Below are 20,566 nucleotides of genomic sequence, written 5' to 3'. Positions count from 1 at the left end.
GGAAGAAATGTCAGAAAAAAGACCAAACCCGCTTCAAGATCAGATGCGAAAATTTTCCCGAGTTGAGAAGGCCTTTTACGGCTCCATCGTTTTGACTGCCATTATTTTAGCGGTCAGCATCGTCTTTATGCAGACCAAGCTATTGCAGGTGGACCGGGATTTGACGGAAGTCAATACGCAGATTGAGGCGGAGCAGACAGAACTGGCCGACATCAAGCAGGAAGTCAATGAACTGACCCGCTATGAAAGGCTGTCCCAGCTGGCCAGCTCTCAGGATATGAAACTCCAGAAGGGAAATCGTAAAACGGTGAGTTCAACGGATGAAGAATAGAATTTTTGAAAGAATTAAAAAATACGCCCTGAAAAATAGGCAAACCCCTGAATACAATCGGCGGCAAGTGGGAAAGAGCATGAGCATCTTAGCTATCTTTCTCTTTTTCGTTTTCTTGATTAATTTTGCCATTATTATCGGGACAGACCAGAAGTTCGGTGTTAATTTATCAAAGGGAGCAGAAGTGGTCCATCAAAAGACTGTCACAGTCGCTGCCCGGCGTGGAACGATTTATGACCGAAATGGAGTTCCCATTGCAGAGGATGCCACGACTTATAATGTTTATGCCATTATTGACAAGAGTTACAAGTCAGCTACCGGCAAGATTCTCTATGTAGAAGAATCCCAGTACGATAAGGTGGCAGAGATTTTCAATCAATACCTAGAGCTGGATAAGGACTACGTCAAAACCCAGCTGTCTCAGAAAAATCTCAAGCAGGTTTCCTTCGGGGCCCAGGGCAATGGCATTACCTACAGTAATATGAATGCCATGCGGGAAGCCTTTGAAGCTGCTGGTATTGAAGGGATTGACTTTACTACTAGTCCCAACCGCAGTTATAGTAACGGTGTCTTTGCCTCCCAGTTTATCGGTCTTGCCCAGCTGCAGGAGGATAAGGAAGGTAATAAGACGCTAAAAGGGACTTCTGGCATGGAGCAGGCACTGGATAGGATTCTTGCTGGTCAGAATGGAATTGTGACCTACGAAAAAGACCGAAATGGTAATGTTGTCCCTGGGTCGGAAAAGGTCTCTGTACAGGCAGAGGATGGCAAGGATGTCTACACAACCCTTTCTGCGGAACTTCAAACCTATCTCGAAACGCGTATGGATGTCTTCCAAGAAAAGGTGAAAGGTAAATATGTCAGTGCGACCCTGGTCAGTGCCAAAACAGGGGAAATCCTTGCAACGACGCAACGTCCAACCTATAATGCAGATACCAAAGAAGGCTTGGATATTAAGAATCTGAGAACCTGGAACACGATTCTTTATCAAGATCAATATGAACCTGGTTCAACCATGAAGGTCATGTTATTAGCTTCGGCGATTGATCATGGGACCTTCCCAGCCTATAATGAGGTATACTACAGTAACGAACTACAGGTAAAAGATGCGACCATCCGTGACTGGGATGTCAATATGGGACTGTCTGAAGGTCGCTATATGAATATTGCCCAAGCTTTTGCCTTTTCAAGTAACATTGGGATGACCAAGCTAGAACAGAAGATGGGAAATGCTGTCTGGATGAATTACCTCAAACTCTTTAAGTTCGGACTTCCTACACGTTTTGGAATGGGAGACGAAGGTTTTGGAGGCCTACCAGGAGATAACTATGTCACTCAAGCCATGTCTTCTTTCGGTCAAGGGATTTCGGTGACCCAAACGCAGATGTTGCGTGCATTTTCTGCCATTGCAAATGATGGGGAAATGTTGGAGCCTAAATTTATCAGTGCGATTTACGACGGCAAGCATGAAACTGCTCGTAAATCACAAAGAGAGATTGTCGGCAATCCAGTACCCGCTTCGGTTGCCCAACAGACCCGTAATTACATGATTACGGTAGGGACTGATCCTCAATTTGGTACCCTCTATTCATCGGATGGTCCCATTATCCAAGTAGCTGGACAAAATGTTGCTGTTAAATCGGGGACAGCCCAAATTGCGACGGCTAACGGGTATTTGGATGGAGAAAATAACAATATCAACTCCATTGTAGTCATGACGCCTGCCGAGGATCCAGATTTTATCATGTATGTGACGGTTCAACAACCTGAGATCAGCTTTAGTCCGACCAGTTGGCAAGAACTAGTCAATCCAGTCTTGGAAGATGCGGTTGCTTTGAAGGATGAGTTGAATCTAGTAACGGAAACCAAAGCCTTGGATGGGGTCACGAAAGAGGACACCTATAAGATGCCGTCGGCAGAATCCTTGTCGAAAGAATTGAACTTGAAGCAGACCATCAGCCCAGGTGGCTTCGCAGATGAACTGCGTCGCAATCTGATCCAGCCTGTTGTCCTAGGAACTGGAAAGAATATTAAAAAGATGTCTGTATCAGCAGGAACGAAATTAAAAGCAAATGAGCAAGTGTTATTATTAACAGATGACTTGGATTCAGTTCCGGATATGTATGGATGGACCAAGGAAAATGTTGATAAATTTGCGGAATGGACGGGCATTGAGATCACCTATAAAGGGGAAGGTTCTCGTGTGAGCAAACAAAACGTCAAAGTAGAAACTGCTTTAAAGAAGACGAAGAAAATAACAATTACATTAGGAGATTGATATGTTACTTGCTACCCTAGTAGTATCATTTATTCTAACGGTTATTGGCATTCCTGCCTTTATCCGTTTCTATCAACGGGCCCATATTTCGGGCCAACAAATGCACGAAGATGTGAAGCAACACAAAGCCAAAGCAGGCACTCCAACTATGGGGGGAGTGGTCTTCTTGATCACTTCAGTTTTTGTCACCCTTGTCTTTAGCTTCCTAACTGGGAACTTTACGCGTCCTGTTCAATTGATCCTCTTTATTTTGGTCTTGTATGGAATCGTCGGTTTCTTGGATGACTTCTTAAAGGTCTTTCGTAAGATCAATGAAGGGTTAAATCCCAAGCAAAAATTAGCCCTGCAATTGTTGGGAGGGATCATTTTCTATCTCTTCTCTGAACGTCATGGAGCTGGTAGTCTTCTCAATGTCTTTGGTTGGGATGTCTATTTGGGACATTTCTATATTATCTTTGCCTTGTTCTGGTTGGTTGGTTTTTCAAACGCAGTCAATTTAACGGACGGGATTGATGGCTTGGCAAGCATTTCGGTAACCATCAGCTTGATCGCTTATTCCATCATCGCTGTTTGGCAAAGACGAATCGATATCCTTTTTGTGACCATCAGTATGATTGGAGCTCTATTAGGTTTCTTCGTCTACAACCACAAGCCGGCCAAGATTTTCATGGGAGATGTTGGAAGCCTAGCACTAGGTGGGATGCTTGCGACTCTATCCATGGCTCTCCACGTAGAGTGGACCTTGCTCTTGATTGGGATTGTCTACGTCTTTGAGACTAGCTCTGTCATGCTCCAAGTGTCCTATTTCAAATGGACCAAGAAAAGGACAGGGGAAGGACGCCGAATCTTCCGCATGACGCCTTTCCATCACCATTTAGAATTAGGTGGTCTGTCAGGTAATGGTCCTAAATGGTCTGAGTGGAAGGTCGATGCCTTTCTCTGGAGTGTCGGTGCAGGAATGAGCGCCTTGACCCTCTTGATCTACTATCTGATCAATTCATAAGACATGAATCATAAAAGGTTGGGATTTCTATCTCAGCCTTTTTGGCTGGGGAGGAATTGCTGTCCAAAAGAAGAGCGGGAAGAGGAGTTTTTTGATATAATAGTGGAGATGATGAAAGGATAAGAGAATGAAATTTACAGATTTTAAGTTTAAGGACTATATCCAAGAGGCCTTAAAAGAGATTAATTTTATCGAAGCAACAGAAGTTCAAGAAAAGCTGATCCCGATTGTTTTAGCAGGCCGTGATCTGGTCGGTGAATCTAAAACAGGATCAGGGAAGACCCATACTTTCCTCTTGCCAATTTTTCAAACCTTAAATGAGGATAGTAGTAATGTCGAAGTGGTCATCACAGCACCTAGTCGGGAATTGGCCACACAGATTTACCAAGCGGCTCGTCAGATTGCTAGCCACTGTGAAAAGGAAATTCGGATTGCTAACTATGTTGGCGGAACTGATAAGGCTCGTCAAATCGATAAGCTCCAAGTAGCCCAACCCCATATTGTCATTGGGACACCTGGACGGATCTATGATTTGGTCGCTTCTGGAGACTTGGCTATTCATAAGGCTCACACTTTTGTGGTTGATGAGGCGGATATGACTCTCGATATGGGCTTTTTGACGACGGTAGACAAGATTGCATCCAGTCTTCCAAAGAAGCTTCAGTTTTTGGTCTTCTCTGCTACGATTCCGCAAAAGTTACAACCCTTCTTGAAGAAATATTTGTCTAACCCTGTCATGGAGCAGATCAAAACCAAAACGGTGATCTCGGACACCATTGATAACTGGTTGGTATCGACAAAAGGGCGCGACAAAAACGAGCAGATTTATCAACTGACGCAGGCTCTTCAACCTTATCTGGCTATGATCTTTGTAAATACCAAGGACAGAGCGGACGATTTGCATGCTTATTTGCTAGAAAAGGGCCTTAAAGTCGCTAAAATCCACGGAGGGGTTCCTCCACGGGAGCGTAAGCGAATCATGAACCAAGTCAAAAACCTGGATTTTGAATATATCGTTGCGACAGATTTGGCAGCGCGTGGTATTGATATTGAAGGGGTCAGTCATGTCATCAACGATGCCATTCCACAAGATTTGTCCTTCTTTGTCCACCGCGTTGGCCGGACTGGTCGGAATGGCCTTCCTGGTACAGCTATCACTCTTTATCAACCGAGTGATGACTCAGATATTCGAGAGCTTGAGAAATTGGGCATCCAGTTTGTCCCTAAGGTTTTGAAGGCTGGAGCTATCGAAGATACCTACGACCGGGATCGTCGGGCTAATCGTGAAAAACGCCAAGAAAAACTCGACATTGAGATGATTGGCTTGGTCAAGAAGAAAAAGAAAAAAATCAAACCAGGCTACAAGAAAAAAATCAAATGGGCTGTGGACGAGAAACGTCGGAAAGCCAAGCGAGCAGAGAATCGTGCACGTGGCCGGGCAGAGCGTAAGGCTAAGCGCCAAACCTTTTAGTGATATACTTTTCTTATCGCTGTGATAAGAAAAATATATTAGTCTTTATGAGATAGATATGATAGACTAGTGAAACTAGTCTATTTTTATATTGGGCTTAGTGTGGCTTATTTGATATTTAGGAACACGAGATTTGCATTAGCTACTCATGTTTTGACTGCTAAAAGACAGTAAAAGCGAAGCAAATTCTTTGTTTTGTTCTAGAATTGTGTTAAAATATTTCATTATCAAGAAAAGGAAGTAATGATGGTAGTTACAACTTATCTTCTGACAACTGGTTGGTATGAGGAGTTCCTCAAGTTCATTCCAGATGGTAAATTATTTAGTTTAAGGGCCGTTTTTGAGGCCATTCCTGGCATTTTGCAAAATCTGCCAATCACCCTTCTCTTGACAGCGGGTGGTGCAGTCTTTGGTATTCTGCTTGCCATGGTTTTTGCTATCGTCAAGATTAATCGAGTCAAAGTCCTGTATCCGATTCAGGCTTTCTTTGTTAGCTTTCTGAGAGGAACACCGCTGCTGGTTCAGCTCATGCTGACCTATTTTGGGATTCCTTTATTGCTCAAGGCCATCAATCAGAAGTATGGCACAAGCTTTAATATCAACGAAATTCCAGCGTCTGTCTTTGCGATTGTTGCCTTTGCTTTCAACGAAGCGGCTTATGCCAGTGAGACCATCCGGGCAGCAATTTTGTCCGTAGATCCGGGAGAAATTGAGGCTGCTCGCAGCTTAGGGATGACCAACAAGCAGGTTTATATGCGTGTCATTATCCCCAATGCAGCAGTAGTCGCGATACCTAGTCTGATTAATTCCCTGATCGGCTTGACTAAGGGAACTTCTCTGGCCTTTAGCGCTGGTGTAGTGGAAATTTTTGCCAAGGCACAGGCTATCGCGGGGGCAGACTACCGTTACTTTGAGCGTTTTATCTCGGTGTCGCTGATTTATTGGGCAGTCAATATTCTCATTGAGCAACTTGGCCGCTGGATCGAAAAGATGATGGATATCAAGCAGCCGGATAAATTTGAATCGCTTCAGCAAGCAGAAGGAGAAGGAATCTGATGATTAATATTTCACATTTAAGTAAGACTTTTTCAGGTCAAAAGGTTCTGGATGATCTCAGTTTGGACATTCAAAAAGGCGAAGTGGTAGCTTTGATTGGCTCTTCGGGTGCTGGGAAGTCAACCTTCCTCCGCAGCCTCAACTATCTGGAACAGCCAGATAGCGGAAAAATTACTATTGACGGCTTTAAAGTAGATTTTTCAAGAATTTCCAAAGATGAGATTTTGCTGCTGCGCCGCAAGCTAGCTATGGTCTTTCAGCAGTTTAATCTCTTTTCTCGCCGGACTGCTCTGGAAAATGTCAAGGAAGGTCTGCTGGTAGTTAAGAAACTGTCAGACCAAGAAGCGACCAAGATAGCCAAGGAAGAGTTAGCAAAGGTTGGCTTGTCAGACCGAGAAAATCACTATCCTAGACATCTGTCAGGCGGTCAGAAGCAGAGGGTAGCCTTGGCAAGGGCTTTAGCTATGAAGCCAGATGTTCTTTTGCTAGACGAGCCGACCTCAGCCTTGGATCCTGAGTTAGTCGGAGAAGTAGAGAAATCAATCGCTGATGCAGCCAAGTCTGGCCAGACCATGATTCTGGTCAGTCATGATATGTCCTTTGTCGCTCAGGTTGCGGATAGAGTACTCTTTTTGGACAAGGGGAAAATCATAGAGTCTGGGACACCAGATGAAATTATTCATCATCCAAAGGAAGAAAGAACCAAGGAATTTTTTGCTAGTTACAAACGGACCTATATTTGATATAATAGAGACAGTGAAGGCTCAGTTGGCTAGACCAGCTGAGTTTGTTTTCAGTCTCAGCATGCAGTGGAGCAGGCTTTCTTGTCTAGTGGGTGTTTTTGCTGACAGCTAGATTTGGAGTTGTTCCCTTTCTTTGCACTATGAGGCTGATTGACCTTTGAGGAGTTGACATGTTAGATCAAATATTTGCACTTTATATCGAGAGCTTGATTTATACTGCAGTTGGTGTAGGGATCATTGCGGGTTTATGGATTGGACTGCGGATGATTCGCCGCAAGGACAAGACAGCCAAGGAGCGCCAGAGCCATCTGTATGATGTCCTTTTGATTGTCATTATGACGATTCCAGTCCTGTCTTTTGCGACGTTGGGCCTGCTCATTGTCCTAAAAGCTTAAATGCTTGTAAAACTGTAGAAAAGTTGTTAGAATAATTCTAGTTACAACAAGGAGAAAGAAGAGTTATGTACGATACAATTATTATTGGAGCTGGACCTGCCGGCATGACAGCTGCCCTCTATGCAGCCCGCAGCAACCTAAAAGTTGCCCTGCTGGAGCGTGGTATTCCTGGCGGTCAGATGAACAATACTGCTGACATTGAAAACTATCCAGGCTATGCTAATATCAGCGGTCCTGAGCTAGCAGAGAAAATGTTTGAGCCTCTGGAGAATCTGGGTGTTGAACATCTATTTGGCCTAGTAGAAAAAATTGAAGACCGAGGTGATTTCAAGGAAATCATTACAGAAGATGAGCGTTTTGAAGCTAAAACAGTCATCATTGCTTCTGGTGCCAATCATCGTCATCTGGGGGTTCCTGGTGAGGAAGACTACAACAGCCGCGGCGTTTCTTACTGTGCGGTTTGTGATGGTGCCTTCTTCCGTGATGAAGACCTATTGGTTGTCGGTGGAGGCGACTCGGCGGTAGAGGAAGCTATTTTCCTGACGCGCTTTGCAAAAAGTGTGACCATTGTTCACCGTCGAGATGAGTTGCGAGCACAAAAAGTGCTGCAGGATCGCGCCTTTGCCAACGAAAAGATTCGCTTTGTCTGGGATTCTGTGGTGGAAAGCATCCATGGTGATGAGCGTAAAGTGACTGGCGTAACCTTCAAGAATGTAAAGACAGGTGAGATTAGTCAGGCAGAGTTTGGCGGTATCTTTATCTATGTTGGCCTAGATCCAGTTAGTGAATTTGCTGCGGACTTGGGTATCACTGATGAGGCTGGCTGGATTCTGACGGATCATCAGATGAAGACTTCAGTAGCAGGCATTTACGCTGTTGGTGATGTTCGCCAGAAAGACCTGCGCCAGATTACGACGGCTGTTGGCGATGGTGCCATTGCCAGTCAGGAAGCCTACAAATATCTTACAGAGCAAGCATAAAAATATAAGCTAAGCAAGTATGTCTATTCAAGTGAATTGACAGGATTTGCTTAGCTTTTTTGGAATTATGATATAATAAAAGGTATCTAGCGTAAAGGAGCAAGAAGATGTACCCAGATGATAGTTTAACTCTGCACACTGATTTGTACCAAATCAACATGATGCAGGTTTATTTCAAGCAAAATATTCACAACAAGCGTGCAGTTTTTGAAGTTTTTTTCCGTAAGAATCCTTTTAATAACGGCTACGCAGTTTTTGCGGGCTTGGAAAGAATTATTTCCTATCTCAATAATCTGACATTCAGCCAGAGCGATTTAGATTATTTGCAATCCTTGGGCTATCATGGAGAGTTTTTGGATTATTTGCGAAATCTCAAGATGAGTCTGACAGTAAGAACTGTTCAAGAAGGTGATTTGGTTTTTGCCAATGAACCAATCGTGCAGGTGGAAGGTCCACTGGCTCAGTGTCAGCTGGTTGAGACTGCCCTGCTCAATATCGTTAATTTTCAGACCCTGATTGCCACTAAGGCAGCCCGTATCCGCTCTGTTATCGAAGATGAGCCACTGATGGAGTTCGGTACGCGCCGGGCCCAGGAAATGGATGCTGCTATTTGGGGGACTAGGGCAGCGGTGATTGGCGGAGCGAACGGCACCAGCAATGTCCGGGCTGGCAAGCTCTTTGATATTCCAGTCTTGGGAACGCATGCCCATGCTCTCGTTCAAGTCTATGGAAATGATTATGAAGCCTTTAAAGCTTACGCTGAGACTCATCATAACTGTGTTTTCCTAGTAGATACCTATGATACATTGCGCCTAGGTGTTCCGGCAGCCATTCGGGTGGCGCGTGAGCTAGGAGACAAGATTAAGTTTCTGGGAGTCCGCATTGATTCGGGAGACCTTGCCTATATTTCTAAGAAGGTTCGGCAGCAATTAGATGAAGCTGGCTTCCCTGATGCTAAGATTTATGCGTCCAATGATCTGGATGAAAATACCATTCTCAACTTGAAAATGCAAAAGGCCAAGATAGATGTCTGGGGTGTGGGAACCAAGCTCATTACGGCCTACGACCAGCCGGCTTTAGGAGCAGTTTATAAGATTGTTGCTATTGAAGATGAGACTGGAGAATTGCGCAATACCATCAAGCTGTCCAATAATGCTGAAAAGGTTTCGACCCCAGGCAAGAAGCAGGTTTGGCGTATTACCAGCCGCGAAAAAGAGAAGTCCGAGGGAGACTACATTACCTATGATGGCATTGATGTCAATAGCTTGGAAGAGCTGGAAATGTTCCATCCTACCTATACCTACATCAAAAAAACGGTCAAAAATTTTGATGCCGTACCGCTTTTGGTGGATATTTTCCAAGAAGGAAATTTGGTCTATTCTCAGCCGAGCCTGACCGAGATTCAAGCCTATGCCCGTAAGGAATTTGATAAACTTTGGGACGAGTACAAACGAGTTCTCAATCCACAGGATTATCCAGTTGACCTGGCTAGAGATATTTGGCAGGATAAGATGGATTTGATTGACCAGATGCGTAAGAAAGCCTACCAGACAGGAGCAGAAAAATGAGCCTACAAGAAGAAATTATCGCTCAACTGGGCGTCAAACCAGTGATTGACCCGGAGGAAGAAATCCGCAAGTCGGTCGACTTTCTCAAGGCTTATCTGAGGAAGCACCCTTTTTTGAAAAGTTATGTTCTGGGAATTTCTGGTGGTCAGGATTCAACCTTGGCTGGTCGCTTGGCTCAGCTGGCTGTAGAGGAAATGCGGGCTGAAACTGGGGATGATAGCTACTGCTTTATTGCTGTCCGTCTGCCTTACGGTATTCAGGCAGATGAAGATGATGCCCAAAAGGCTCTGGCTTTTATCCAGCCTGATGCCAGTCTGACAGTTAATATCAAGGAATCTGCTGATGCCATGACAAAGGCTGTAGAGGCAACGGGTGCCAAAGTCTCTGATTTTAACAAGGGCAATATCAAGGCCCGTAGCCGTATGATTGCCCAGTATGCTTTGGCTGGTTCATACAGTGGGGCTGTCATTGGGACGGATCATGCAGCCGAAAATGTCACGGCCTTTTTCACCAAGTTTGGGGATGGCGGAGCAGATATCTTACCACTTTACCGTCTTAATAAACGTCAAGGCAAGCAGCTTTTGGCCGTCTTAGGAGCGGATCCGGCTCTCTATGAAAAGGTACCGACAGCTGACTTGGAAGAGGAAAAACCTGGGATTGCGGATGAAGTTGCTCTGGGTGTGACCTACAATGAAATTGACGACTACCTCGAAGGCAAGTCCGTTTCAGCCCAAGCTCAAGAAACTATCGAGTCTTGGTGGCATAAAGGCCAGCACAAACGGCATTTGCCGATTACGATTTTTGACGAATTTTGGAAGTGAAAATCTCTATCGCAACTTTTTAGTCTGAGCTAAGAAACGAGGAAGCCATGAAAAAGATAGGTACACAGTCCATTGAAACCAAACGTCTTTTACTAAGACCTTTTCTAGAATCGGATGTACAAGCTATGTATGACAACTGGGCTTCTCGTCCGGATAATTTGCTGCATGTGACCTGGGATGCTCACGAGAGTCCTGAAGTCACCCAACAGTCTATTGCTCGCTGGGTTGAGAATTATCAAAACATGGATTTTTACAAGTGGGCCATCTGCCTGAAAGAAAATCCTGAACATGTGCTTGGTGATATTAGTGTGGTGGACATGGATGAGGCAGTCAATGCTTGCGAGGTCGGTTATATTTTAAGTAAAGACTATTGGGGGCAGGGGCTGATGACAGAAGCTTTGAAAGCTGTTTTAATCTATCTCTTGCAAGGTGCAGGTTTTAATCGTGTCACGACAAGATTTGTAACAGCCAATCAAGCTTCTGGGCGTGTCATGGCCAAAGCTGGCATGAGCTACGAAGGCACTTTCCGTCAGGCTATATTTCATAAAGGACAAGTCAAAGATTTTTCCGTCTATGGAATCCTAAGATCCGATTTAGAAAAAGGCTAGGACTCTTTTGTCCAGCCTTTTTACTTGCGCTCCTTTTTTAAAGTTCTATAATAGATGTATAATGACAAGGAGGGTTCTATGAATTCGTTAGAACAAGATTTTACAGATAAGCTATACGCTGCTTATGAGGCAAATCCCAAGTTTGCAGCAATGGAAAATGCCATCAGTCACAATGGTCTTTTGGCTTCCTTAGAGAAGCGAAGCGCCGCTGTGGAAAACACGCCAGTCTTTTCGCTGGATCTCACTAAGGACAAGGTTAGTGACCAGAAAGCTTCAGGGCGCTGTTGGATGTTTGCAGCTCTTAATACCTTCCGCCACAAGATGATTGCGAACTTCCAACTGGAGGATTTTGAGCTATCTCAAGCCCATACCTTCTTTTGGGATAAATATGAAAAATCCAACTGGTTTTTAGAGCAGGTGATTGCGACGGCTGACCAAGAATTGACTAGCCGTAAGGTCAAGTTTCTCTTAGATACGCCTCAGCAGGATGGTGGTCAATGGGATATGGTCGTGGCGCTTTTTGAGAAATACGGCGTCGTGCCTAAGTCAGTCTATCCGGAGTCAATTTCTTCCAGCAACAGCCGTGAGCTCAATCAGATTCTCAATAAACTCCTGCGTCAAGATGCGCAGATTTTGCGAGAATTAAGAGCGGAAGGGGCAGAATCGGCTGAACTTCAAACTAAAAAAGAAGAACTCCTACAGGAAGTCTTTAACTTTCTAGCTATGAATTTAGGCTTGCCGCCTCGCCAGTTTGACTTCTCTTATCGAGATAAGGACAATCATTTCCATAGCGAGAGCGGATTGACACCTCTGACTTTCTATCAAAAATATGTCGACCTTAAGCTAGATGACTATGTCTCTATCATCAATGCACCGACTGCTGACAAGCCTTATGGTAGGTCCTATACAGTTGAGATGCTGGGCAATGTCGTTGGCAGTAAGCCAGTACGTTATTTGAATGTTGAAATGGGCCGACTAAAAGAGCTGGCAATTACGCAAATGAAGGCTGGCGAGACCGTTTGGTTTGGCTCGGATGTTGATCAGTCTAGCAATCGTAAGGCAGGTGTTATGGCTGAAGGGATGCACGATTTCACTGCCAGCATGGATATTGGACTAACTCAGGACAAGGCTGGCCGCTTGGACTATAGCGAAAGCCTCATGACCCACGCCATGGTCTTGACAGGGGTAGACTTGGATGAAAATGGTAAGGCTAAGAAATGGAAGGTCGAAAACTCTTGGGGTGAAAAGGTTGGTAACAAGGGCTATTTCGTAGCCTCTGACGCTTGGATGGACGAATATACCTATCAAATCGTCGTTCGTAAAGAATTTCTGACAGCAGCAGAATTAGCTGCTTATGAAGCAGAGCCTATTGTCTTGGCTCCTTGGGATCCCATGGGGGCTTTGGCAAAGTAAGCTTTGATGAGAGAGTAAGAAAAGAGTAAGAATGAAAAATTCTTACTCTTTTAGTTTGTATTCTAATCTTCGTCTCTCTAGTCATTTCCACCATCACCAGAAGATGAGTCATTGTGGCTAGAAGAGCTATTGTTTGAATCGCCAGAATGATCACTAGAAGCTGATGTGTCAGAGCTAGCTTCTGTACTGTAACTGCTATAGCTAGAATAGTTATAGTACTGCTGGTTATTGTAGTAACGGTTATAGCCAGTACCACTATTGAGATAGACATAAGAGCCACTGCGGTAGAGACCATCCGGCATTTCCCAATCTTCTGAAGCAGAGCCGTCTTGAGCTAGGTAAAGCATCATTTCGCGGTAGACATCTGTTGCAACCTTAATCCCGTCATCAAGGATTGGTGTCAGGCGGTTAGAGTAGCCGGTCCAAACAGCCATTGAATACTTAGGTGTGTAACCAACGAAGAGCTCGTCTGGTGTGACAATACTAGAGTAGTAGTAAGGCTTGGTCAGCTTGGCTAATTCATCGTCAGCATAGTTGGAGGTTCCAGTCTTGCCAGCCTGATAAACCCCAGAAATAGCAGCGTTTGTACCTGAACCAGACTGCAAGACTGTTTTCATCATATCGGTCATCATGTAGGCTGTCGTTTCCTTCATAGCCTTGGAACCATTGTTGGAGAAGGTCTTCTCCGTTCCGTCACTGAAGACGACACGATTGACATACTGAGGCTTGTAGTAAGTACCGCCATTGGCAAAAGCAGCATAGGCAGCAGCCATTTTTTCACTGCTGGCTCCGTACTCGTTACCGGATTTGCTGGTATTACTTGAAAAGGCATTAACATAGAACATTTCAGGATAGTTAATCCCAATACGATTTAGGAACTTGAGAGACTCATCCAAACCAACGGCTTCCAGCGTTTTCACAGCAGGAACGTTACGGGATTCCTGAATAGCGTATTGAATCGTCATCCCGCCATAATATTTCTTATCCCAGTTGTAGACTGGTGTGCTAGAATACGGGAAGTTATATGGAGCATCCGTGATAGGAGCAGCAGTTGAAGTATAGACTTCATTTTCAAGAGCTGGAGCGTAATCTGTGATTGGCTTCATACTTGAACCGAAGTCACGGTTGGTTTCAACAGCTTGGTTGGTACCAAAGGATACGTTGGTAGACTGGTGACGGGCACCGAGCTGGGCAATGACTTTACCAGTTTGCACATCCATAACGGTGGAGGCAACCTGCATTTCGTCATCTGGATAAGCTACATAGTCTCCTGTGTTGTAAATATCCCAGAGTTTCTTTTGGGCATCAGTGTTGACGTTTGTATAGACTTCCATACCAGTTGTCAGGACATTGTAGCCAGTCTCTTCTTCTACTTGTTCAATTACTTCCTTAAGATAATTGTCCATGTAAGCAGGATAGCTAGTGGAAGCTTTCAAACTTTGAAGTCCGTCGGTTACAGGGGTATTCTTAGCTTGCTCATACTGCTCATCTGTGATGTACTTGAGATCATGCATCTCACGAAGTACTAGATTACGGCGGTTGGTTGCAGCCTCTGGATGGGTGTAGGGGTCGTATTGATTTGGTGCCTGAGGCATACCTGCCAGCAGAGCCGTTTGGTGTAAGCTTAAATCTTTTAAATCCTTGCCATAGTAGCTTCGGGCTGCTGTCTGCATACCGTAGTTACTGTTAGACATGTAGACTTTATTGACATAATAGGTCAAGATCTGTTGCTTGGTCGCTTTACGCTCAAGCTGAGCGGCCAGCCAAGCTTCTTGGATTTTACGTGAAAGAGTCGCATCTGAAGAAGAAGTTGAGAAATAGGATAGCTTAATCAACTGCTGGGTTAGAGTTGAACCACCTTGACGGCCTCCGCGGATATTGCTAACAAGGGCACCTGCAATCCGAATAAAGTCCACCCCGCGGTGATTGAAGAAGCGATGGTCTTCGATGGCGACAATGGCGTTGACCAAATCCGTAGGAATTTCACTTGTTTCAGCATTGACCCGCTTTTCAGCGCCTAGGTCCGCAATCAAATTGTTATTGCTGTCAAAAATCTTACTGGATGTGGTCGCGATTAGGTCTTTTTCAGAAAGCTTAGGAGCCTTGACCGCATAGTAGGTAAATACCAAACAGCCAATCACGAATCCAATCATAAGCAGGGTTATAAGTGCACTTGCAAGATATTTCAAAGCCTGCATAAGAGTTTGTTTATTCATTTATAATACCACCTAGTAGTTTTTGTTCGATAATTTCAAGATAAGGGATGCTGGGAAGTTGCTGCATTTCAATCGGATAACCATGCTCTTGAATGTAGGTTAAGGGCATGGACTTCCCTCCCTTGTCGATCTTGTAAAACTCAATTAAATAAGAAGCGGGAAGTAGGTAAGTCTCCCTTAAGCTGGAAAAATGCAGTAAGACAAAACAGATGCCCTTTTGCTCAAGGACTGCCTCCATATGTTCAATCTGATGCGAATGAAAATTTTTCATGGGCATCGATTTTTTCTGTCGGGTTTCCTTGGCTTCAAAGTCAATATAATGGCCCTTGTAGACACCAGAATAGTCTGTTGTGGAAGCTTGCCGAAAGTAAGCCTCTACAATCTTGGCTCGGCTACGGTGCGGATAATCAACCTTGACAATCTGAATGGGGGTAGGCTTTTTATGGATGACAGCGAGTCCTCTGCTTAGATAGTAGTTGTTGGATTCGTTGATCATCTTTTCAAAAGACATCCCACGATTGGCAAAGTTAACAATGCCGGGAACAGGTCTGTTGATACTGCTTTTTGCCTTTAGCTTATGCGGATAGTTGACCATAAAACTCCTTATTGGTACAATAGCATCACTCTATTATACCACAAAAAACTTTTTTAAGGGAGAATAAATGACCAGTCTATTAATAACAGGCTACAAAGCCTTTGAAATCGGCATTTCGACGGAAAAAGATATGAGAATAAAAATTATAAAAGAAGCCGCTAAGAGGGACTTAATCCGTTTTTTGGAAGACGGAGTGGATTGGCTGGTTTTTATGGGAAATCTGGGCTTTGAATCTTGGGTTTTGGAGCTGGCCAACGACCTGAAAAAGGACTATGAATTTCAGACGGCAACCATCTTTCTCTTTGAGAATCAAGGTGAAAATTGGAACGAAGCTAATCAAGCAAAATTAGCTGCTTTTAAGCAAGCCGATTTCGTCAAGTATGCTTATCCGACCTATCAAAATCCTAGTCAGTTTCGTGATTACAATCAATTCGTCATTCAAAATACAGATGGAGCCTACTTGTTTTACGATGAAGAACAGGAGACAAAACTGAAATATCTTTACCAAGAAATGAAAAAACAAGAACAATATTTTATCAAAAAATTAACATTTGATGACCTGAATGAAGTGGCCGAAAATTTTTCGGGAAATTAGATGATAAATCTTGATTTTTATTAGGCATTTTGTTTATAATTGAATATGACAAACTAGATTGGAGAGAGAAGATGGCAAGTATTATTTTTACAGCAAAAGATATTTTTGATCAGGATTTTAAACGCGAAGTACGCGGCTATAGTAAGTCCGAAGTGGATGAGTTTTTGGATGATATTATCAAGGATTATGAGACTTATGCAGCCTTGGTAAAGGAGCTGCGTGAGGAAAATCGCCGTCTCAAGGAAGAGTTGGCTGCGAAGCCGGTTGAAAAAGCACCGGTTCAGCCGACTCAGCCTGTCCAATCAACACAAGCGACTCAGTCGACTGTGGAAAGCTTCCCTCAGATGACTTCTGCGACTAATTTTGATATCTTGAAGCGCTTGAACCGTCTTGAAAAGGAAGTTTTCGGGAAACAAATTCTGGATCGTGAATAATGGTTCTTTTTAGAACAGTGCAATTTTTGGATAATCGCGTGGAAATTTTAGATTTTCATGAGGAAAGTCCATGCTAGCACTGGCTGTGATGCCGGTAGTGTTTGTGCTAGGCGAAGAAATAAGCCTAGGGACGGATTTTTCCGTTACGGCGACTGAAATGGCTAAGTCTTTGGATATGTCTGATTAGGTCTGAAAGTGCCACAGTGACGTAGTTCTTCTGGAAACAGAAGAAGTGGAACGCGGTAAACCCCTCAAGCTAGCAACCCAAACTTTGGTCGGGGCATGGAGTGCGTGGAAGCGAACATAGCACTCTGACTGGAAACAGTAGACAGATGATTATCGAAGGAAATGGTACCTAGTCATTTCCGGAACAAAACATGGCTTACAGAAAATTGCATATAGGCTGAGGCTGGGACGGCAAGTCCTGTCCTCTTTAAATTTTATAATAGAATAGCAAGAGAGTGGCTGAGCGCTCTATTCTCTGCCAAGTTCAACTAGCTGTTGCTTCATTTGTCTGATGGATATTTCAAGGAATGAGCTAATTGATAAATGGCAGTGAAACCTTCTCAGCCCAAAATCTAAAAAGGGAGAGTGAGGAAAATCGATGTGACGAAATCACGATTTTTGTCTCACTCCCTTTGTTTGTATAGATTGGAATCCATTTAAAAAGCCAATATGAAAGAAAAATTTAATTTAATTGCGACCGCAGCGGCAGGGCTAGAAGCTGTCGTCGGCCGTGAAATCAGAGAGCTGGGACTTGATTGTCAGGTCGAAAATGGCCGGGTTCGCTTCGAGGGTGATGTCAGTACCATTATTCAAACCAATCTCTGGCTGCGCGCGGCCGATCGGATTAAGATTGTAGTTGGCAGTTTTCCAGCTAAGACTTTTGAAGGGCTCTTTCAGGGAGTTTTTGCTCTGGATTGGGAGAATTATCTACCGTTGGGAGCTAAATTTCCTATTGCCAAGGCTAAATGCGTCAAGTCAAAACTTCACAATGAGCCCAGTGTTCAGGCTATTTCTAAAAAGGCAGTTGTCAAGAAGCTGCAGAAGCATTATGCACGTCCGGAAGGGGTTCCTTTGCAGGAAAATGGAGCTGAGTTTAGGATAGAGGTCTCTATCCTAAAAGATGTAGCGACGGTCATGATTGATACGACAGGATCTAGCCTCTTCAAACGTGGCTATCGTGTCGATAAAGGCGGTGCACCGATTAAGGAAAATATGGCAGCGGCCATTTTACTCCTGTCCAATTGGTATCCGGATAAGCCTTTGATAGACCCGACTTGCGGCTCTGGTACTTTTTGTATCGAGGCAGCCATGATTGGGATGAAGATAGCGCCAGGACTCCATCGTTCCTTTGCCTTTGAAGACTGGAATTGGGTGGATAAAGATCTGGTAGCCCAGGCTCGCTCGACTGCACTCAGTCAGATTGATCAGACCATCCAGCTGGATATTTCTGGCTCGGATATCGATGGCCGTATGGTAGAGCTAGCTCGAAAAAATGCTGAGCAAGCAGGAGTAGCAGAGCAGATTCACTTTAAGCAGATGCGTCTGCAAGATTTGCATACAGATAAGATCAACGGTGTGATTATCTCTAATCCGCCATACGGGGAGCGCCTTCTAGATGATGAGGCTGTGACTCAGCTTTATCAGGAGATGGGGGAAACTTTTGCTCCGCTCAAAACTTGGAGCAAATTTATCCTGACCAGCGATGAAGCTTTTGAAAGCAAATACGGCAGTCAGGCCGATAAAAAACGCAAACTTTATAATGGAACTTTAAAAGTTGATTTATATCAGTATTTTGGCCAGCGGGTCAAACGTCAGTTAGATTAGAAAGGATTTGCCGTGACGAAAGAAGAAAACTACTCACCGGAAGAAGAAAAGAAAGAGTCGGTCCTTGATTTTGAAGAGGCCAAGGAAATGACAGTCGGCCAAGCCACGCGTAAGAAAGAGGAGCTGGAAGCCGGTGTGAATGAAAGCGACAATGTGCTGGATAAGTATATCAAGCAGCACCGTCAGGAAATCGAAGCTGGAAAATTTGAAACCCAGAAAATCAGAAAGCTGCAGGAGCAGGAAACGGCTCAGGCTAAGCAAGCATCTTCTGATTTGACCGACTTCATCAAAGAAAGACGGCAAGAGGTTGAAAGTGAACAGGAGATTCCAGCAGCTCAGTTGACAGCCACTGAGACAGCAAGTGAGCCAGAAGCAGCTCCAAATCCCTTAGGTTCTCGCAGTCAACGCTCAGAGCAGGAAGATGCGGTTCCTGCTGCTCCCGTTCAAAAGACATCTTACGGTCCTATTCCAGAACCGCTTGATGAGAAGGAATTACAGGTTCCTAAGACACCTTTCTACAAGAAAAAAGCTTTCCTTTATCCAGTTTTAGGACTTTTAGGGATTGCTGTAGCGGGCACAGGGCTTTACTTTGCTCTGGGGCATAATTGGGGGCACAAGACCGTTACAAGCTCCAGCTCTTCAACATCGCAGTCCAGTAAAAAGAGCTCGTCTTCGTCTAGCTCTGATAATACTGCCAAGGATCTGAAATCCTTTAATGATGAGTATGCTGCATTCTTCACAGATAGCAATCAGACTGCTGTCAAAAACAGTAAATTTGGTGACTTGGAAAAATTAAAAACCTTACTTGAAAAGCTAAAAGGCAGCAAAGACTATGATGCAGCCAAGAGCAAGTATGATTCCTTGGTCAAGCAGATTTCGGCTATCCAAAGTGTCAATTCACAGTTTGACGGCGGAGCGATTACTGACGGTGTCTTGAACAAGGAAGCCAAGGCTAATACAAATGCGACCTTCTCAGATGTATCAAGTGGCAATGCCAAGTTAGATGAAGTTCTAAAGGCAGCAATTGCCCAAGGACGCGGCCAACAGGTACCAACTCCAGCTCCTGCTACTGATCAAGGAGGGACGGGTGCAGGTACAAATGGCGGTTCAAGTGCATCTGCTTCTGGTTCAGGAGTTTCTAACTCTTACTCTGGCTATGGTCTTCCTAGCAATGGAGTAAATCTGCAGAGAGACCTCAGTCGTGTCCCTTATAACCAAGCAGCTATTGATGACGTCAACAATCCAGCTTGGACATTCAATCCTGGTGTTCTGGAGAAGATTTTGCAAACTTCTCGTGAGCGCGGCTACATTTCTGGAGACAACTATATTCTGGAACGCGTTAATATTATCAAAGGAAACGGCTACTACAACCTCTTCAAACCAGACGGCACCTATCTCTTCAGTATCAACTGTAAGACTGGATACTTCGTCGGAAATGGTCCGGGTTATGCTGACTCGCTCGATTTCTAGTCTGTTGATGGATTTCATTATACATGCACAAAAAAAGTTCTCGATTTCGAGAACTTTTTTAAATCACATGGCGTTCAAAGGCATCATCTGAGATTCCTTGGCTGAGAATAAGCTTGGCCCATTCTTTGGCTGAGAAAAGGCTGTGATCCTTGTAGTTTCCGCAGGATTCAATGGTTGTTCCAGGGACATCTTCCCAGCTAGTTGACTCAGCGATTTCTTCTAGACAGGATTTGATGACTTGAGCAATCTGATTGGAACTGTGTTGGCCCCACATAATCATATGAAAACCAGTGCGGCAGCCAAAAGGTGAGCAGTCAATCATACCATCAATGCGCTTGCGAATCAGCATGGCCAGCAAATGCTCGATGGTATGCAGACCAGCAGTTGGGATTGAATCTTCATTAGGCTGAACCAAACGGATATCAAAATTGGAAATGATATCGCCTTTAGGGCCGGTTTCCTCTCCAATGAGGCGGACATAAGGCGCTTTGACAATGGTGTGATCCAGCTCAAAGCTTTCAACGATAACTTCTTTAGACATGGTTTCTCCTTTACAATGTAGCAAGTGCGAGAAGGTTTTTCTAGTGATATCAAGCCATAGGTTTGTCTTGTTAGCGAAGAAAAAGCCTGTCTCATATACACCTTTTCTTCTCTGATTATAGCATAAAAAAATTTTATTTGGGAATAAAGTTTAAGTTTTAGAAAAATGAAAAATTTGAACAATCTTGCTTATGTCTTGAAAAAGTTTAGGTACTCAGG

General features: G+C 44.1%; 19 protein-coding genes and 1 other RNA gene. 17 read left to right on the top strand and 3 right to left on the bottom strand.

Translation table 11 applies throughout. From position 1 onward, the window contains the following. Positions 1–7 precede the first annotated feature (7 nt). The 12 genes from ftsL to pepC all read left to right on the top strand — a co-directional run bounded on the left by ftsL (position 8) and on the right by pepC (position 12,667). A complete protein-coding gene (ftsL, locus tag RYK49_RS06480; protein WP_002893529.1) occupies positions 8–331 on the top strand; it encodes a cell division protein FtsL in 324 nt (107 codons plus the stop codon). Then, positions 321–2,609, top strand: a complete 2,289-nt coding sequence (gene pbp2X / locus RYK49_RS06475; protein ID WP_314865270.1) for a penicillin-binding protein PBP2X — start codon at positions 321–323, stop codon at positions 2,607–2,609. Before ftsL ends, pbp2X begins: the two co-directional genes overlap by 11 nt. A 1-nt stretch (position 2,610) precedes the next feature. Then, the gene (gene mraY, locus RYK49_RS06470) at positions 2,611–3,612 is read left to right on the top strand and encodes a phospho-N-acetylmuramoyl-pentapeptide-transferase (RefSeq protein WP_125329905.1); all 1,002 of its coding nucleotides are present in this window, start codon (positions 2,611–2,613) and stop codon (positions 3,610–3,612) included. 127 nt (positions 3,613–3,739) lie between these two features. Beyond that, complete coding sequence (locus RYK49_RS06465; RefSeq protein WP_123159654.1) at positions 3,740–5,083, top strand: DEAD/DEAH box helicase; 1,344 nt, start codon at positions 3,740–3,742, stop codon at positions 5,081–5,083. Positions 5,084–5,329: 246 nt separating this feature from the next. Beyond that, the gene (locus tag RYK49_RS06460; protein ID WP_268699548.1) at positions 5,330–6,139 is read left to right on the top strand and encodes an amino acid ABC transporter permease; all 810 of its coding nucleotides are present in this window, start codon (positions 5,330–5,332) and stop codon (positions 6,137–6,139) included. Next, positions 6,139–6,882 (top strand): amino acid ABC transporter ATP-binding protein, encoded by a 744-nt coding sequence (locus RYK49_RS06455; RefSeq protein ID WP_125342642.1) that lies wholly within the window; start codon positions 6,139–6,141, stop codon positions 6,880–6,882. Before RYK49_RS06460 ends, RYK49_RS06455 begins: the two co-directional genes overlap by 1 nt. Positions 6,883–7,052: 170 nt before the next feature. Then, on the top strand, positions 7,053–7,277 hold the full coding sequence (locus tag RYK49_RS06450) for a DUF4059 family protein (protein WP_002896945.1): 225 nt from the start codon (positions 7,053–7,055) through the stop codon (positions 7,275–7,277). Between the two features lie 65 nt (positions 7,278–7,342). Continuing rightward, complete coding sequence (trxB, locus tag RYK49_RS06445; protein ID WP_002903286.1) at positions 7,343–8,257, top strand: thioredoxin-disulfide reductase; 915 nt, start codon at positions 7,343–7,345, stop codon at positions 8,255–8,257. 107 nt (positions 8,258–8,364) lie between these two features. Next, positions 8,365–9,825, top strand: a complete 1,461-nt coding sequence (locus RYK49_RS06440; RefSeq protein ID WP_314865261.1) for a nicotinate phosphoribosyltransferase — start codon at positions 8,365–8,367, stop codon at positions 9,823–9,825. Next, positions 9,822–10,646 (top strand): ammonia-dependent NAD(+) synthetase, encoded by an 825-nt coding sequence (nadE, locus tag RYK49_RS06435; protein WP_268681656.1) that lies wholly within the window; start codon positions 9,822–9,824, stop codon positions 10,644–10,646. Before RYK49_RS06440 ends, nadE begins: the two co-directional genes overlap by 4 nt. Before the next feature lie 47 nt (positions 10,647–10,693). Continuing rightward, a complete protein-coding gene (locus tag RYK49_RS06430) occupies positions 10,694–11,254 on the top strand; it encodes a GNAT family N-acetyltransferase (protein WP_268681657.1) in 561 nt (186 codons plus the stop codon). A 78-nt stretch (positions 11,255–11,332) separates the two neighbouring features. Then, positions 11,333–12,667, top strand: a complete 1,335-nt coding sequence (gene pepC, locus RYK49_RS06425; RefSeq protein ID WP_314865256.1) for an aminopeptidase C — start codon at positions 11,333–11,335, stop codon at positions 12,665–12,667. A gap of 77 nt (positions 12,668–12,744) precedes the next feature. Here pepC and pbp1a read toward each other — a convergent pair whose 3' ends face one another. Next, complete coding sequence (gene pbp1a, locus RYK49_RS06420; protein ID WP_314865254.1) at positions 12,745–14,883, bottom strand: penicillin-binding protein PBP1A; 2,139 nt, start codon at positions 14,881–14,883, stop codon at positions 12,745–12,747. Continuing rightward, positions 14,876–15,478: a Holliday junction resolvase RecU gene (recU, locus tag RYK49_RS06415; RefSeq protein WP_125342647.1), complete on the bottom strand. Its 603-nt coding sequence runs from the start codon at positions 15,476–15,478 to the stop codon at positions 14,876–14,878. Before recU ends, pbp1a begins: the two co-directional genes overlap by 8 nt. Before the next feature lie 67 nt (positions 15,479–15,545). On the opposite strand from recU, the gene RYK49_RS06410 reads away from it, so the two are divergent. From RYK49_RS06410 to RYK49_RS06390, 5 genes are all read left to right on the top strand, one after another. Beyond that, on the top strand, positions 15,546–16,073 hold the full coding sequence (locus RYK49_RS06410; protein ID WP_004185623.1) for a DUF1273 domain-containing protein: 528 nt from the start codon (positions 15,546–15,548) through the stop codon (positions 16,071–16,073). Between the two features lie 71 nt (positions 16,074–16,144). Beyond that, positions 16,145–16,507: a cell division regulator GpsB gene (gene gpsB / locus RYK49_RS06405; protein ID WP_050540601.1), complete on the top strand. Its 363-nt coding sequence runs from the start codon at positions 16,145–16,147 to the stop codon at positions 16,505–16,507. A gap of 22 nt (positions 16,508–16,529) precedes the next feature. Then, an RNA gene (rnpB, locus tag RYK49_RS06400) (RNase P RNA component class B) lies at positions 16,530–16,897 on the top strand. A gap of 285 nt (positions 16,898–17,182) precedes the next feature. After that, positions 17,183–18,337, top strand: coding sequence for a class I SAM-dependent RNA methyltransferase (locus RYK49_RS06395; protein ID WP_314865251.1), 1,155 nt, complete (start codon positions 17,183–17,185; stop codon positions 18,335–18,337). 12 nt (positions 18,338–18,349) lie between these two features. Next, positions 18,350–19,807, top strand: coding sequence for a cell division site-positioning protein MapZ family protein (locus RYK49_RS06390; RefSeq protein WP_125434979.1), 1,458 nt, complete (start codon positions 18,350–18,352; stop codon positions 19,805–19,807). 58 nt (positions 19,808–19,865) lie between these two features. Here the strand turns inward: RYK49_RS06390 and RYK49_RS06385 are convergent, their stop codons facing one another. Beyond that, entirely contained in the window at positions 19,866–20,348 is a 483-nt protein-coding gene (locus tag RYK49_RS06385) for an S-ribosylhomocysteine lyase (protein ID WP_002927480.1), read from the bottom strand. Positions 20,349–20,566 lie beyond the last annotated feature (218 nt).

The organism is uncultured Streptococcus sp. (assembly GCF_963525625.1).
Lineage (GTDB): Bacteria > Bacillota > Bacilli > Lactobacillales > Streptococcaceae > Streptococcus.
This window is presented reverse-complemented; position numbering and strand designations above follow the sequence as displayed.